Origin of the sequence: Thalassospira sp. UBA1131 (genome assembly GCF_002311515.1) — a bacterium.
Lineage (GTDB): Bacteria > Pseudomonadota > Alphaproteobacteria > Rhodospirillales > Thalassospiraceae > Thalassospira.
The window spans coordinates 1-15,281 of sequence record NZ_DCAO01000051.1 but is presented as its reverse complement, the minus strand read 5'-3'; the positions used below and the strand labels follow the sequence as shown (position 1 = coordinate 15,281).

Here is a 15,281-nt window from a genome sequence, read left to right as displayed (position 1 = left end):
TTCCCCGCTGCCTTGAAACCATGGAGTGACTTTTAAAAGCATCTTATCTTGGGGGAAGCTGGCTTCAGTCTGCGCATAAATATCTCTGGCAGCTTGTTCGGCATAGGGGTCGTACAGCATGTGCGCGAGCAAAATCGCATCGTGCCTATGAACACGATATGTAAATCTGACAGGCCAGGTACCTGGCGATGGGGGCGCATTAAGCGGTCGATAAAGCCGTTCTTTGACCTCCTCCCAACAGTAAGTGGCGAGCACACGCTTGATTTCAGATGATCGACCGTAAACGCGTGCAAAAAATTCGGTGCAAGGGATGAGCAGATGTTTGCCATCTGGGAGGTCAAATTCAATCAGGTACGATTTGTGTTTTCTGTCCAGCGGTAAATAGCTTGCCTCATGAAAGGAGGTATAGAGGCTGCGCCCTGCTTTGTGCAAGTCGTCTAAGGAGACAATCCGCCAGCCGCCCGGAGAGAACGAAACAGGGAATGTTTTCTCCTCAAATGCGATGCGGGAGTTGCTCACGCCCTTTTCCCAGACGGAGCCGATTCTCAATAGTCCGACATGCGTTAAGACCGTCGTTCGCTTAATCACGTCTCCTAATTTGTTCTCCTGATCAATAGGTCTTAAAAATACATAAATTTTAGGGACGCTTTGTGAGCGGATATTTTTGAAGATAGGCCCGTACCACCAAACGACCAAGCGCTCAGTTTCGTCTTTAAGGGTGCCATCTTGAAAGCTAAAGGTTCTGGATTGTTTGAGAGAAACGGTCACAAGGGCGTGCTCTATGTAAACTCAACATAGAGATTGTCGCAGCAATTATTGTTTAGTCGCAACAATTGTTGAAAATGACACCCCCCACCGACAAGGGCTGGCATCGAGGCAGAGTGATGGGGCTGGCGGAACGGTCGGGTGCGGATCAGCCCACCTTCGGGCAACATTCCGGATACGGAATGGATAACGGTGGTTTCCAGTGCCTGTCTGGCATCAAGATCGGGCAAAATGCCCGGCAAACGCGCGGCCAGCATGGATTTCCCCGATCCCGGCGGTCCCGACATCAAAAGGTTATGGCCGCCTGCCGCTGCGATCTCAAGAGCACGTTTGGCACTTTCCTGTCCCTTGATATCGCGCAGGTCGCCATGGAAATCATTTATCTCGTCGGTGTCGCGCCGGATCGGGCGGGGCAGAATTTGCGTGCCTTTGAAATGATTGATCAGGGCCACAAGGCTTACCGGTGCCAGAATCTCAAGATCACCGGCCCAAAGGGCCTCCGCCCCGTTGGCGTTCGGACAAATGATGCCGCATTCCTGCATCCCGGCTTCCATGGCGGCGGGCAACACCCCGCCAACCTTGGTGATGCTGCCATCCAGCCCCAATTCACCCAGCACCAAGAACCGCTCGATATCGTCATGGCCGATGACATCCATCTCGGCCAGAATACCCAGCGCAATCGGCAGATCGAAATGCGACCCTTCCTTAAGTAAATCGGCCGGGGCGAGATTGATGGTGATACGTTTGGGCGGCAGGGCCAATCCCATGGCCGAAAGCGCGGATCGCACCCGTTCACGGGCCTCGGACACCGCCTTATCGGGCAGGCCAACGACAGTAAAGGCCGGAAGGCCACTCGCCATTTGCACCTGCACGTCAACAGGGATCGTTTCAATCCCGGCAAAGGCAACTGTGGTAACCCGCGCTGTCAATTTGCCTGACCCCCATAACCCCAAGTTGTATTACTTTGACGGTAAACGGGGATCAAGGCAACATATCGTTTACGGGCAATCACTTGGCGTTCCGTTTAAGCCCGTAAATACCATGCTGCTATGTCAGGGTCCGTTCATTAAGAGAACACAATGATATCAAACGCTGGCAACGCCAACCCCTGTCAGGTCGGCAGATTGGTCGCATGGCTCAAATTGGCTTATGCCGGTTGTAGGCCGGTTGTTCCCACCCGGGTCTGGCGCAGGTCGCGCCCCGGTGACACATTGAAAAGGCGGCTATATTCACGGGTAAACTGCGGCACGCTTTCATAACCGACTGCATAAGCGGCATCAGCGATTGCCGCGCCTTCGGCCATCATTCTTCGCCGTGCCTCGATCAGGCGAAGCTGCTTTTGGAATTGCAGGGGCGAAAGCGTCGTTGCCGCACGGAAATGCTGGTGAAATGACGAAATGCTCATGCCTGCGGCCTCGGCAAGTTCATTCACCCGAAGGGTCTCGGCAAATTGCGTACGAATCAGCGCCACCGCGCGACTGATACGCTGGGCATGGCTGTCTGCGGTTCCCAGCCTGCGGATCGCAGTGCCATGTGACCCTGACAGCATCCAGTAATGCATTTCACGAAGCAGGCCGTCGCCAAGGACCGAAATCGCCCCAGACCGGTTCAGAAACTGCATCAATCGGGTTGCCACATCTTCGACATGGGGATCAAACCGCTCGACAGAGATCGGCCCGCCTTGCCCGTGCGGAAGGCCGATTGCCGCCGCAATATCGGCAATCATCGCCAGATCAAGTTCAAGAATCAGCGCGTAATAGGGCGCCACAACGCTTGCCTTGGAAATCTGGCTGACGGTCGGCACGTCTGCAGAAATCAAAAGCGCATCGCCCGGACCAAGATCAAATGTCTCCGCCCCCATTGTCACCAATTTGCGCCCCTGAAGCACCGTCGCGACAAGTGGCCGGTTGATCGCCACCTGAAGCGCACCGGGATAGAGAACCCGCACCATCGAAAGGCCGGGCACCGGTGTTTGGGCCACACCGGACTGGTCTGCATGCGCATCGGCATAGCGCCGAACAAGATCAAACAGGGTTTGCACTATCAGCCTTTCACTGCTCACACGGGTCTTTTGGACATGTCGATTGGATTAATAGGTAAGCATATGACCCAATATTGCAATTCGTTTTCCATCATTTGGGCAAACAGGCAAAATTCATAGACAGACAGGCAACAACTACCGTCAAGACAGGGGTAGGTTTCCGGCATCGATAAACCTGAAAGGAAACATCATGTCGAAAATTTCCATGATCACCGGTGCCAACCGCGGACTTGGCCGCAACGCCGCCATCAGCATTGCCAAGGCGGGTAATGATGTCATCGTCACCTATCGCGGCAACGAAGCGCAGGCCCAGGAAGTCGTCGAAGAAATCCGTGCCCTTGGCCAAAAGGCCGTTGCCCTGCAACTTGATGTCACCAAAATCTCGACCTTTCCGGCCTTTGTTTCCGCCCTGAAAAAGGCACTGTCCGAAACCTTCGGACGCGACAGTTTTGATCATCTGATCAACAATGCCGGCCACGGCGAAATGACCCCGTTCGCCGAAACCACCGAACAACAGTTCGACTCCCTGTTTGACGTCCATGTCAAAGGCGTGTTCTTTCTGGTCCAGGCGGTTTTGCCGATACTTGCCGATAACGGACGCATCATTACCTATTCATCGGGGCTGACACGCGTGTCCTTCCCAGGCTTTTCCGCCTATTCCGCGGCAAAGGGTGCGATTGAAATTCTGACGGTCTATCTGGCCAAGGAACTCGGCGAACGTGGCATCACGGCCAATTGCGTTGCCCCGGGCGCGATCGAGACCGACTTCCTTGGCGGTGCAGTCCGCGATACCCCCGCCTATAACGAGGCCTTTGCCAGCATGACCGCCCTTGGCCGGGTCGGTTTGCCCGATGATATCGGTCCGATGGTTGCAAGCCTGCTGCGCGATGACAATCGCTGGGTCACAGCCCAGCGGATCGAGGTTTCAGGCGGTCAAACGATCTGATCCCACTCACGTATCCAGCTCTTAATTCCCCTGAACCGGGGCGATTAAAACAAACAACCCGGCACATCAGTCTGCGTGCCGGGTTGTTTACCTGATCTGATAAGCGCAAGCATAAAAACATTTCGCTTTAACAACTAACTGATTTCTCAGAGATCTTCCCGATCCACCAGACCGCCAAGTTTGGTGCGGGTGGGCACCTATGCCGGTTCCATGTCGGTATTGACCATCCAGGGCGTGCCGAACTTGTCAGTCACCAGACCAAAGCCCTTTGACCAAAACGTTTCTTCGAACGGCATGATCACTGTGCCACCCACCGCAAGCCCGTCGAAATACGCACGCGCCTTTTCGGCAGTCGGGGCATGGATGGAAATGTTCATGCCTTTCATCGCCTCGAAATGTTCGGATGGGCTGTCAGACGCCATGATGTTCCAGCCATCACCGACAAGGCAGGCATGGGCCATTTTGTCGGCCATGGCGGGCATTTCTTCGGCCATCGGGGTTTCGCCATAGGACATGGTGATAAGCTCACCCCCCAGAACAGATTGATAAAACTCCATTGCCGGGCGGCAATTACCATCAAAATTCAAATAGCTGATCACTTTCATCGGGGCTTCCTTTGTATGATTGCGTTGATGGGCACGGCTTATGGCTCAAGCCCGAACTGGGCTTGGCCATTTTCGAAATCAAACGGCACGGAAAAATGTTCGTGCGCGATGCGCCATTGGCCGTCGCGCTTTTCAAGCTGAGTGCTTGAGCGCATCCAGCTTGAATGTTCGGTACCATCCGGATCGCGCATGCCACAGCGGATCAGGAAATGCGCAACACCAAGATGGCCTGAGACGCGAATGGTTGGTGTCTGCATCTCGACAATCATTTCGGCGTCCTTGGGCAGGCATTTTTCCCAATGGGCGCGGTAGTCAGCGGCACCGTTGAATTGCAGCGGTCCAACCGCGTCATAGGAACAGATATCGGGGTGATAAAGCGCCATGATCGCATCGATATCCTTGCTGCGATTGGCGTTAGTCCAGCGATCAAACAGATCGGCAATCGCCTGGCGATCCTTGGCTTGTTTTTCTGACATCAGACATATCCTTGCGTTGGTGGTGCGAGGGGTTTGGCTTCATGAGTGCTCAGGCCTGATCAGCCGTCGGCGACCGCGCGTTCAAGTGCCGCGATGTCGATCTTTTGCATGGTCATCATTGCGCTTGCTGCGCGTGCGGCGATCGCCGGGTTCGGGTCGCTCATCAATTCAATCAGGCGGGTCGGGGTGATTTGCCAAAACACCCCAAACCGGTCTTTAACCCAGCCGCAATCGCGTGGCTGCCCGCCGTCCGACAGGCAATCCCAGTAATAATCGACCTCTGCCTGATCCTTGCAATCGACGACGAAGGAAACGGCTTCGGTAAACTTGAAATCTGTGGGGAAGTTGAACGCGGTAAAGCTTTGCCCGAACAGTTCAAAGCCAATGGTCAGAACACGTCCCTCCGGGCCGGGACCGGCCGCACTTGCACGCATGATGTTGCCGATTTTGGCATCGGCAAATACCGAAACATAAAAATTGACGGCTTCTTCAGCGGTCTGATCAAACCATAAAAAAGGACTGATCTTCTGCATGGGGCATTCTCCTTGCCAGGCAGAACGGATTTAACGCGGTGACGGTCAAAAAAGGGCGATTTATCAGCATTTTCTTGTTTTCCCATTTGACAATTACGTTGATATCAACATAATTTATTCATGTCAAAAAAAGATTTCAACCATAGCGATCAGATCGTCCCCTATGCCGATACCATAATGGTAAGGGACTCGTGCCTTTGCCTGCATGTCCGGCGTGCGGCACGCACTGTTGCAAGGCGGTTTGATGACGCCTTTCGCCCCCTTGATCTGACCAGCGGGCAATATTCACTTTTGATGTCGTTAAACCGGCCATATCCGCCGCACATGAAAGATGTCTCCGACCTTCTGGCGATGGATCGCACCACCCTGACGGCCAATCTCAAACCGCTTGAACGCCGGGGCTTGGTTGAAATCGCCCCCGATCCCAAGGACAAGCGCGGGCGTCTTCTGACCCTGACCAAGGATGGCATGGCGCTTTTGGCGCGCGCCTTCCCGATCTGGCAGGAAACCCAACAACAGCTGGAAAATCAGGTCGCCGACACGGACCCAAAGCAGCTTTTGGCAGCGTTAATCAATCTGTCTCACGATCAGGATCACTAAGCCTTGCCGGCCAATGGCTGGGAGCGGGGCTTGGCCTTGCCCTATCTTCTTTGGATCATTCGCTCTTGGTCGGTTGTGGTGCAATGCCCGCAAGTGCCTGGTCTACCAACGCGTCAACATAATCCTGTGTAAGCGGCGCGTACGGAATCATCAGCCGGTAGTAGACCGCGCCATACAAGGCGTCCAGCGCGATGTCCAGATTGGTGCCAGGCCTGATTTCACCAAGGCGAACTGCGCGTTCCAGCACCGCCTTGCCCATATTTCGGCGTGGCAGAATCCATTCTTTCCAGAACGCACTGGCCAATGCTTCGTCCTTTTGCGCTTCGCCCAATAGATGGCGCAACAAAATCCCGCGCGGTCCGTTCAACGCGTCGACAAGATGACCGATCGATCCTGTCAAAACTTCTTTGACCTCGCCCTGATCGGGGTACTCGATCAATGGTCCCAGTTCTTGCAGAAATGCAGCCATCACGACCCCGGCTGCATTAGGCCACCGACGATAGATCGTGGTTTTGGCCACGCCCGAGCGCCCGGCAATACGTTCAATCGTTGCAAAGCTGACGCCACCTTCCTGTGCCAGTTCCAGTGCGGCTTTCAACGCAGCCTTAGAGGCTCTTGTGTCCCGGGGACGCCCCACACCTGATGTCGTGTCCGAAGCTTTTTGGTGGTCAGAAGTATCAAGTGTCATTGGACTTTGTTCGTTGCTGGCTTGCATGTGATGGCCCTCAAATTAGCTCTTTCCCCCGCACAGGCCAACCGTGAACCACATCGAGAGGATTGACTACGCATCGTATCGTAATTAAGATTAGATACGTAGCGTATCGAAACATACCCGATATCGGTCACGCAAGGAAAGGTCGATCACATGCCTGAAAAGAACACCCAATCTGTTTCTTACCTTTGCGCCACAGGAAAGGTAGCCGGATCGACAAGGTTGTTGAGCTCGGACATGCTGCTTGGCCATCTGCGTGACGAACGCCGTCTTCGCGGCACCAAGGAAGGATGCGCAGAAGGCGATTGCGGCGCATGCATGGTGGTAATTGCAGAACTTACAAGTGATGAGACCAGTGTTGTCTACAGAGCCGTCAACTCCTGCATTCTCCCGCTGCCCGCAATCACCAACCGTCTCGTATTGACAGTTGAAGATCTCGACGATGGCGAAAACGGCCTCCATCCGGTTCAAAAGGCCCTTGTCGAATGCCATGGTTCGCAATGCGGCTTCTGCACGCCGGGCTTTGTGATGAGCCTCTATGCGCTGTACCTCAATCATGATGTCTATCCCGGACGGCCAAGTGTCAATGAAGCGCTGTCTGGCAATCTGTGCCGATGCACCGGCTATCTGCCCATCTTTGAGGCTGCAGAACGCATGTATGCCTACCCGCGCTGCGCACGCGATCCGGAAGTTGATGCTGCAAGATTAAGAGACATGCAGCAAAAAACCGCGGTGCAAAAGCCGCAGGCGGCATACGATGCCGCCGCCCAACCCAAAACCATCGCCGAGGTTTGTAAGATTCTCTCCAAAGACAATGATGCGCGCATTGTTGCCGGTGCCACTGATTTGGGGCTTGAGGCAACCAAGGACCTGAAATCATGGTCCCGCACCATTCACCTTGATGACGTACGCGAATTGCAACAGATAACGCAAACCGCGCAGGGGTTAAGCATCGGCGCGTCTTGTGTCCTCTCGGAAGTCTTTCCCCTGATGGCAAAGACTTATCCTGAGCTGAGTGACTACTTTTATCGCTTTGCCTCCTTGTCTATTCGCAACCGCGCGACCCTGGGAGGCAATATCGCAAACGGTTCCCCCATCGGGGACAGTATGCCGGTTCTGCTTGCCCTTGATGCAGACCTCGAAATAGCCCGCACCGCAGGACGCCGTGTTATGGCACTAAGTGACTTCTATCTTGGCTATCGCAAGCTTGCGCTGAAGCCTGCAGAACTGTTGACCCGCATCTTGGTGCCGCCAAGACCGGAAGATCTTTTCTTAAGGGCCTACAAGATCTCCAAGCGGCGCGAGGATGACATATCGGCTGTCGCGATGGTGATCGCGCTGACGCTGAAAGATGGCATCGTCGAAAGCGCACGGGTTGCCTTTGGCGGTCTGGCTGAAATGCCGCGTCGGGCCAAAGGTGCCGAGACGATATTAGAAGGGCACGCCTTTGGTCGCGAAACGGTCAATGAAGCGGTCGCCTCGATTGAACGTGAATTCAGCCCGATTTCCGATCACCGGGCCAGCGCCTCCTATCGGTTGCGCGTCGCGGGTAATCTTCTCAGACGCGCATTGGCCGAGTTTGAAGGCAATCCAATCACCCAGACAACTCAGCTGAACTGCGAGGTGGCGCTTTGACCCAAGAGATCAAAACCACACGACACTCCGAGATTGGCAAGGAATGGGCCCATGAAAGCGCGCATCTCCATGTCACCGGGCATGCGGAATATGTCGATGACATCCCCGAACTCGAAGGCTCACTGCATGCGGCCCTTGGACTTTCGACCGTTGCGCGCGGACACATCAAATCAACGGATTTCACCGATGTTCTTGCATTGGACGGGGTCGAGGCGGTCCTGACCGCCAAGGACATCCCGGGTGAAAACCGTTTTGGCATTATTATCGACGATGAGCGTCTTCTGCCGGACAGCCGGGTTGCCTATTGGGGGCAGCCGCTTTTTGTGGTTGTCGCGCAAACTTACGACATCGCGCGACGCGCGGCCCGGCTGGCGCGCATCGAATACGAGGCCGAAACGCCATTACTTGCCGCCGAAGAAGCCATAAGCCGATCGGAAACAGTTGTTCCAGCCCGCACAGCAAGGGATGGGGAGCCGGAGCCCGCCATCCGGGCATCTCACCACGTCATTTCCGGTCACTTGAAGATCGGCGGACAGGAACATTTCTATCTTGAGGGACAGGCCGCCTACGCCATTCCGGGCGAAGACAGGCGGATGACCATTTTCACCTCATCACAACATCCAAGCGAAATGCAGGCCTTTGTTGCCCGGATTCTCGGATGGCCATCCGGACGAGTCACAGCGCTTTGCCGACGCATGGGCGGCGCCTTTGGTGGCAAGGAATCGCAATCCTATTATTTTGCCTGCTTGGCCGCCCTTGGCGCCTTCAAGCTCAATCGGCCGGTGAAACTGCGGCTCGACAGAGACGACGATTTCATGATTACCGGTAAAAGGCATGCGTTCGATATCGACTATATGCTCGCCGCAAACAAGGCTGGCCAATTAACAGCCGCCGTGTTCGAGCACCGCGTATCCGCAGGGCACTCGGCTGACTATTCCGGTGCCGTGTCCGACCGGGCCATGTTTGATGCCACAAATGCGTATTTCGTGCCCAATTTTACCTGCACATCCCATCGGGCGCGCACCAATATCCAGTCAGCGACCGCCTTTCGGGGCTTTGGCGGCCCTCAGGGCATGCTGGGGATGGAGGTCGCCATGGAAACACTCGCCCTGAGGCGTGGTGAAGATTCCCTCGATTTGCGCAAGCGCAACCTTCTGACGCACGGCACCAATGCCCGGCTACACTATGACCATGTGATCGAAGACAACGTGTTGCCAGACCTGATCGAGACGCTGGAGTCCACAAGCGACTACCGCCGTCGCCGCACCGAGATCAATGCCCACAACGCGACCAATTCCATCATAAAAAAGGGAATTTGCCTTTTGCCCGCCGTTTTCGGGGTGGGGTTCGGGGCAACATTTCTCAATCAGGCAGGAGCATTGGTAAACATCTACGCCGACGGGTCCATTCTGGTGAATCATGGCGGCACAGAAATGGGTCAGGGTCTCAATACCAAGATGTTGCAGATCGCATCCAATGTCTTGGGCGTGTCGCCCGAAAAGGTCATTGCAAGCACCACCGACACCAGCAAGGTGCCCAATACGGTTTCAACGGCTGCCAGTAGCGGGACGGACCTGAATGGCATGGCTGTTTACAATGCTGCCGTCTGTCTCCGCGAACGGTTGGCGACACTGGCAACCCAACTATTCGGTGGCAAGCCGGAAGATGTAATTTTCGCCGATGACAAAGTCCATTCCGGCAGCGAGAGCATCGACTTTCCGGCTCTCTGCGAAGCGGCCTTCTTTCATCAGATTTCGCTTTCCGCGACGGGGTATTATCGGGTGCCCAAGGTTGGATACGATTTCGAAACATTCAAGGGTCGCCCGTTTCACTACTATGTATATGGCGCTGCCTGCTCCGAAGTCGCCCTGGACACGCTGACGGGCGAAACACGCGTGTTAAGGGTCGACATGCTTCAGGATGTCGGCAAATCCATTAACCCTGCCCTCGACCGCGGGCAGGCCATCGGTGCCTTCGTTCAGGGCATGGGATGGATGACGACCGAGGAACTGGTGTGGCGTGATGACGGGTTCCTCGCGACCCACGCACCACAAACCTACAAAATTCCCACCGGCGGCGATGTACCCGAAGACTTCAGATTTGCATTCTTCGACAACGAGAATCGTGAAGAGACGATCTACAAGTCCAAGGCAGTCGGCGAACCACCACTAAAACTGTCATTGTCTGTCTTTCTCGCAATTTGGGATGCCGTGGCTTCCTCAACCGGACGCAACCTGCCGCCGCAGCTGAGCGTGCCGGCAACACCCGAAGCCATTCTCAATGCGTTGGAGATTGCGGAAAGAAACCGAGGAGTTTGATTTGAATATTTGTGTTTTTTGCGGATCAAGCGACGGTTTGCGACCGGTCTATAGGCAGGCTGCACATGACCTTGGCCTTGCGCTTGCCAAGAAAGAATGCGGCCTTGTCTATGGCGGTGCCAGCGTCGGGCTTATGGGGGGCGTTGCGGATGCCGTATTGAATGCGGGCGGCAAGGCAATCGGGGTTATCCCGAAAAAGCTGGTCGATAAGGAGGTCGCCCACAAATACTTAAGTGAGCTTCATGTGGTCGACACCATGCATGAACGCAAAGCCTTGATGGCGAACCTCTCTGATGGATTTGTCGCCATGCCCGGCGGTATCGGCACCCTGGAGGAAACGTTTGAGATCTGGACCTGGATGCAACTCGGTTTTCACGCAAAACCGTTGATTTTGCTTAATGTCGATGGCTTTTTCGATGGGCTGTTGAGCTTCCTCGACGACATGACGGCGGAAAAATTTCTAAAACCTGTGCACCGGCAAATGGTTGCCGTGACATCCGATCCGGCGTCCATTCCAGATTTGGTCGCCAATGCAAAAACAGTCTACCAAGACAAATGGATTTAGCCGATCTCAAGCCGGAATTTTTGAAAGCAGGCCCCGTCATGGGAAACCGCTCCTTCGAACACAGCACCAAGTCGTCTTAACGCGGCGAGCTTGGTACGGGTCGGCGGTAACAGGAAGGTCACCGACGAAATACGCGGATCGGATCGGGCAAATTCAAGCGCCTTGTGCGTGATCGCCATGCCAAGCCCGAAACATTCAGGCCGCAGCACCAGCCCATAATCCCAGTCATCGCCTTCTTTCTGAAACCCGCCCCAGCCGACATAGGTGCCATCAAAAAAGATCGCCCAATGCCCCAGGCCATCGCGCTGCCAATAGGCTTTCTTGGCCGCCATGAACCGGGCGACGTCATCCTGATCCCACGGACCGTTTAGCAATGGCATATGCTCCGCCATTCGCGGGTCGGACATATGGGCAATCAGGGTTTCGGGCGCGATATCGTCAAGCGAACCAAACGAAATCGCATCGGATCGGGTTGTCATCGGGCAAGACCAAACTCAGGCAAAGAAAAAGGCGCAAGAACCATCGGTTTATAGCGCCCTTCATCGGCCACTTTGTCAATCAAGCCCACCGGCATCGGCCATCACATTTGCGATAGCGGCCTAGTCCGAGGTTTCGTCATCCGTTTCGCGCGGCGGAAGGAATTCCTTGCGGCACGGCACGGCAACCTCATCAACCACGGTCCAGCCAAAATTACGGAACTTGCCGAAACTGGCCTTTTTCATGGTGATGCCGCTTTCCTTGTGCTTGCGCACTTCCTTGGGGTCTTCGCCCTCAATCCGTTCAGCACGGACCCAGGCGCGTTCACGCATGGCTTTGGTAATGGTCGGTTCGGTCATCGGCTTTTCGCAATTCAATCTTCAAAAGGCGGCGATAGCATGTCTGGCGGCGTTTGTCGCAGGTAATCGTTGGATTTGCTGATCAATCACCGTCATGGGGCAGGTGGAAGGTGGTCTCGGTAAAGGATTCACGTTCCGACATAATCGCCATCCAGTCGCGCACCCGCACCGGGATATCAAACCGCCGGTCCGGCCAGCGGAAATCAATGTAATAAAGCGCAATCAGCACAGACCAGGTACCAAGATGTGGCTCCTCGGTGCGAAGCGCCGGCAGGCCATCAAGGATCGCCTCAATACCGGATGTAATCGCCTGCGCCTGTCTTTCCATTACGTCTTCGGAACGATCACCGTCTTCGCGTTGGGAGTCGGCATAAAGCCGGGCGGTTGCCGCCATCATGCCATCTGCCAAACCCTGCCATTTCAATGCACTAAGGCGTGCCGGGCCGCTTTCAGGGATCACACCCTGTGAAATGCCCTGGGATTTGGCAAGCTGATCAAGATAATCACAGATCACGGCCGATTCAAAAACCGCCATGCCGTCTTCAAGGATCAGGGTCGGCACTTTGGCAAGCGGATTATGGGCACGCAGCGCCTCATCCGTCCACGGATCAATCAGGATCTCGCTGATCTGTTTTTCCAGACCCAACTCACGCAAGACAACGCGCACCTTGCGCGAAAAGGGTGAAGTTGGCGCGTAATAAAGCTGCATCATGATCCAAAGCCCCTTGCCATTGGCACATTTCCGTCGGCTACGCTTCGCGGTCAAACGCGCAAATCCGGCGTCCAGCCAATTCCTTCGAGATGCCAGTTGGCATGCCAGTTGGTGTCGTTGCGTGACAGTGTAAGGTAATTTCGCGCCGCACAATAGGTACCTTTGCGTTCCGGCAGCGGTTTTAACTCTGTCGGCCGACCCGGAAGCGGGTTCTCCCCGATCCATGCCAGAAGGCCCAAAACCCTGGCAAAGGTCGGGGGTGGTGCGGTGTGCGAGATACCCGATGCCACCAGTTGATGGATGGTTTTACCCTTGGTTTCGAAGGTGCCCCGGGTTGCGACATGGATTTCCCCCGATAACAGGGTGATCTCATGGTCATGCTCGTTGGCGATTTCTTCGATCAGCTCAAGGAAACGGCACCATTCGCGCCGGTGCCAGCGACTTTGCCACTGATCGCGCAGGTCATCCTCGTATTTCTGGGCACGGGGGGAAAGATGCAACACCATCTCGATCAACGATAGTCGCGGCCCGATCACCGGCACGCTCGACATCAGAAGAATACGATTGCCATCCGGCACGGTTTTGAGCATCTCGGGCAAATCGCGCCAGCCATGCGCACCCATCACGTCATTTGGTGTCCGTTCGGATCGCAAATCGGGCGCAACAATACTGACCCCCGGAAAATCGGTGCGCCAGCCAAGGCTGATGCCATCGCGATCCTTGACCATATCGGGCAAATCATCGGGTGTGCAGCCAAGCTGCATCAGGCAAAAGGCCTGTCGTGCGCAGTCAAACATGCCCTTGGCAACGGCACTGCCCTGAAACCACTTCTTGTGACTGCCCCAGCCATCAAAAATGTCATGGTCATCCCACATCATCAGCGACGGCACGCGTGCGAGCATGTATTGGATCTGCGGTTGGCCATAAATCGCCAGATAATGATCAAGATAGAATTTCAAAACGGCGTCGCGCATGACATCGGAAAAGGCGGTTGCCAACCGTTCACTGCGTCCGGCCTTGTCCCAGGCAATGATATCCTCGTGACATTCCCAGACCCCGTCGGCGTAAATCTGATCGCCACCATGCAGCAAAAGCGAGAAGGGCTGCTTTGCGTGCTCTTTGCCCAAATCCGTCCAGAGCGCATTGCGGTCTTCAAGCGGCCGGTCCAGATCACCGTCTTCCTGACCATTGCACGATACAAACCCGATGCGAAGATCATCCCCAAGATCGGTGCAAACCTCATATGTTTCGTTTCCGAAACTATATGATGCGGCCCGGTTTGACGGCAGCTCAAAATCAAACCGCCAATAGCTTCGCCCAAACAGCGTTGCAAGCTTTGACGGCGCAATGACATCACGGCCATTAGCCCGAAATTCCGGGATTTCTGCACCATCATCGGCAACCACAAGGGCGGCGATTTTTGCCGCCTTGGCATCAGCACCCCGGGCAAACAGGAACGGCCCGAAAAGATCCTGATCGGTGATTTTTGTCGCCTCGGAGCTGGTCATGCGCTGTTACTACCTGCCAAAATGATGTGAACTTGACCCTTGAAACATACGTTTGATCGCCGCGTTAGTTCCAGCTTAGCGGAACCGGACGGTGACGGCATCGTCAAAGTCACACAACAGGCCGACATAAAAAAGGCAAGCAGCATGAGGGACTTGTCGCTATCATCACCGGGTTAACCGCAAAAATTGGAGAAACCCAGTGACTGCACAGCGCCCCAAAGCCACTCCCACCGTTCAGGTTGATGACGATGCCGTCAAGGTGACCGAATGGCACTTCCCGCCCGGCTCCGAAACCGGTGATCATGTTCACGGCATGGATTATGTCGTCGTGCCGATGACAACCGGCACCCTGACCATTGTTAACGATGACGGCACAACGTTTCCGTCCGACATGACCGCCGGGAAATCCTATGCCCGCAAGACCGGCGTGTCCCATAACGTCATTAACAACAATGACTTTGCCATCACCTTTGTCGAGGTCGAGGTCAAGGCGCGCTGATCAAAGCCCGCCTCAAAAGCCCCACAAAATCACCCAACAAAAAGGGCAGGTGATCATAACCTGCCCTATTTCGTTTTAGCGATATGAGGATGGCCTAGCCAAGCCGCGTTTCAATCGCATCCCAGATCAGGCTTTCCAGTTTGGAGCCGTCAAACCGGTTGATCTCTTGAAGACCGGTCGGCGAGGTGACGTTGATTTCCGTCATGTAATCGCCGATCACGTCAATCCCTACAAAGATCAGATCACGCTTCTTAAGCTCCGGCCCGATGCGATCGCAAATCTCGCGTTCGCGCGGTGTCAGCATCGATTTCTCGGCCATACCGCCGACATGCATGTTCGAACGTGCCTCACCCTCGGCCGGAACGCGGTTGATCGCCCCCACCGGTTCGCCATCGACCAGAATGATGCGTTTGTCGCCCTTGCGCACATCCGGCAAATAAGCCTGCACCATCAACGGTTCGCGCGACTGCGCGGCAAACAGTTCCAAAAGCGAATTAAGGTTCTCATCACCGGGTTTGAGGTGGAACACG

General features: G+C 55.1%; 16 protein-coding genes and 2 pseudogenes. 6 read left to right on the top strand and 12 right to left on the bottom strand.

The genetic code is table 11. The annotated features are described in order from the left end of the window. The 3 genes and pseudogenes from B3Z49_RS08255 to B3Z49_RS08245 form a co-directional block, all read right to left on the bottom strand. On the bottom strand, window positions 1-768 hold a 768-nt coding region (locus tag B3Z49_RS08255), incomplete at its 3' end, for a hypothetical protein (protein WP_296989831.1). Window positions 769-848: 80 nt separating this feature from the next. After that, window positions 849-1,694, bottom strand: a pseudogene (locus B3Z49_RS08250) (YifB family Mg chelatase-like AAA ATPase); the annotation flags it as partial. A 218-nt stretch (window positions 1,695-1,912) separates the two neighbouring features. Then, on the bottom strand, window positions 1,913-2,827 hold the full coding sequence (locus B3Z49_RS08245; RefSeq protein WP_296989828.1) for an AraC family transcriptional regulator: 915 nt from the start codon (window positions 2,825-2,827) through the stop codon (window positions 1,913-1,915). A gap of 169 nt (window positions 2,828-2,996) precedes the next feature. Between B3Z49_RS08245 and B3Z49_RS08240 the strand changes: the two genes are divergently transcribed. Further along, window positions 2,997-3,752 (top strand): SDR family NAD(P)-dependent oxidoreductase, encoded by a 756-nt coding sequence (locus B3Z49_RS08240; protein WP_296989827.1) that lies wholly within the window; start codon window positions 2,997-2,999, stop codon window positions 3,750-3,752. A 197-nt stretch (window positions 3,753-3,949) separates the two neighbouring features. Here B3Z49_RS08240 and B3Z49_RS08235 read toward each other — a convergent pair whose 3' ends face one another. From B3Z49_RS08235 to B3Z49_RS08225, 3 genes are read right to left on the bottom strand one after another with little or no spacing between them, the layout of a single operon-like run. Beyond that, window positions 3,950-4,357: a VOC family protein gene (locus B3Z49_RS08235; RefSeq protein WP_063086252.1), complete on the bottom strand. Its 408-nt coding sequence runs from the start codon at window positions 4,355-4,357 to the stop codon at window positions 3,950-3,952. Window positions 4,358-4,395: 38 nt separating this feature from the next. Beyond that, window positions 4,396-4,833, bottom strand: coding sequence for a YybH family protein (locus tag B3Z49_RS08230; protein WP_296989822.1), 438 nt, complete (start codon window positions 4,831-4,833; stop codon window positions 4,396-4,398). A gap of 59 nt (window positions 4,834-4,892) precedes the next feature. Then, window positions 4,893-5,366, bottom strand: coding sequence for a VOC family protein (locus B3Z49_RS08225; protein ID WP_008888794.1), 474 nt, complete (start codon window positions 5,364-5,366; stop codon window positions 4,893-4,895). A 120-nt stretch (window positions 5,367-5,486) separates the two neighbouring features. Between B3Z49_RS08225 and B3Z49_RS08220 the strand changes: the two genes are divergently transcribed. Continuing rightward, complete coding sequence (locus tag B3Z49_RS08220) at window positions 5,487-5,966, top strand: MarR family winged helix-turn-helix transcriptional regulator (protein WP_296989818.1); 480 nt, start codon at window positions 5,487-5,489, stop codon at window positions 5,964-5,966. 55 nt (window positions 5,967-6,021) lie between these two features. On the opposite strand, the gene B3Z49_RS08215 is transcribed toward B3Z49_RS08220, so the two are convergent. Further along, the gene (locus tag B3Z49_RS08215) at window positions 6,022-6,681 is read right to left on the bottom strand and encodes a TetR/AcrR family transcriptional regulator (RefSeq protein WP_296989813.1); all 660 of its coding nucleotides are present in this window, start codon (window positions 6,679-6,681) and stop codon (window positions 6,022-6,024) included. Window positions 6,682-6,903: 222 nt separating this feature from the next. On the opposite strand from B3Z49_RS08215, the gene xdhA reads away from it, so the two are divergent. Genes xdhA through B3Z49_RS08200 form a run of 3 tightly spaced genes read left to right on the top strand, consistent with a single transcriptional unit; the run spans window position 6,904 to window position 11,196 of the window. Then, a complete protein-coding gene (xdhA, locus tag B3Z49_RS08210; protein WP_296989811.1) occupies window positions 6,904-8,313 on the top strand; it encodes a xanthine dehydrogenase small subunit in 1,410 nt (469 codons plus the stop codon). Next, window positions 8,310-10,631 carry a xanthine dehydrogenase molybdopterin binding subunit gene (gene xdhB / locus B3Z49_RS08205; protein ID WP_296989808.1) on the top strand — a complete coding sequence of 774 codons (2,322 nt, stop codon included), beginning with the start codon at window positions 8,310-8,312 and terminating at the stop codon, window positions 10,629-10,631. The genes xdhA and xdhB overlap by 4 nt, the downstream gene beginning before the upstream one ends. Further along, window positions 10,606-11,196, top strand: a complete 591-nt coding sequence (locus B3Z49_RS08200) for a TIGR00730 family Rossman fold protein (protein WP_296989807.1) — start codon at window positions 10,606-10,608, stop codon at window positions 11,194-11,196. The genes xdhB and B3Z49_RS08200 overlap by 26 nt, the downstream gene beginning before the upstream one ends. Here the strand turns inward: B3Z49_RS08200 and B3Z49_RS08195 are convergent. From B3Z49_RS08195 to B3Z49_RS08180, 4 genes are all read right to left on the bottom strand, one after another. Beyond that, window positions 11,193-11,675 carry a GNAT family N-acetyltransferase gene (locus tag B3Z49_RS08195; protein WP_296989804.1) on the bottom strand — a complete coding sequence of 161 codons (483 nt, stop codon included), beginning with the start codon at window positions 11,673-11,675 and terminating at the stop codon, window positions 11,193-11,195. The two genes, B3Z49_RS08200 and B3Z49_RS08195, sit on opposite strands and share 4 nt — an antisense overlap. Before the next feature lie 120 nt (window positions 11,676-11,795). Beyond that, entirely contained in the window at window positions 11,796-12,032 is a 237-nt protein-coding gene (locus B3Z49_RS08190; RefSeq protein WP_008888791.1) for a hypothetical protein, read from the bottom strand. An 82-nt stretch (window positions 12,033-12,114) separates the two neighbouring features. After that, complete coding sequence (locus B3Z49_RS08185) at window positions 12,115-12,744, bottom strand: glutathione S-transferase N-terminal domain-containing protein (RefSeq protein WP_296989799.1); 630 nt, start codon at window positions 12,742-12,744, stop codon at window positions 12,115-12,117. Between the two features lie 50 nt (window positions 12,745-12,794). Beyond that, window positions 12,795-14,252, bottom strand: coding sequence for an alkaline phosphatase D family protein (locus B3Z49_RS08180; protein ID WP_296989797.1), 1,458 nt, complete (start codon window positions 14,250-14,252; stop codon window positions 12,795-12,797). Between the two features lie 199 nt (window positions 14,253-14,451). Here B3Z49_RS08180 and B3Z49_RS08175 point away from each other — a divergent pair, with 199 nt between their 5' ends. After that, entirely contained in the window at window positions 14,452-14,751 is a 300-nt protein-coding gene (locus B3Z49_RS08175) for a cupin domain-containing protein (RefSeq protein ID WP_296989796.1), read from the top strand. 94 nt (window positions 14,752-14,845) lie between these two features. Here B3Z49_RS08175 and B3Z49_RS08170 read toward each other — a convergent pair. Then, a pseudogene (locus B3Z49_RS08170) lies at window positions 14,846-15,281 on the bottom strand (glutathione synthase); the annotation flags it as partial.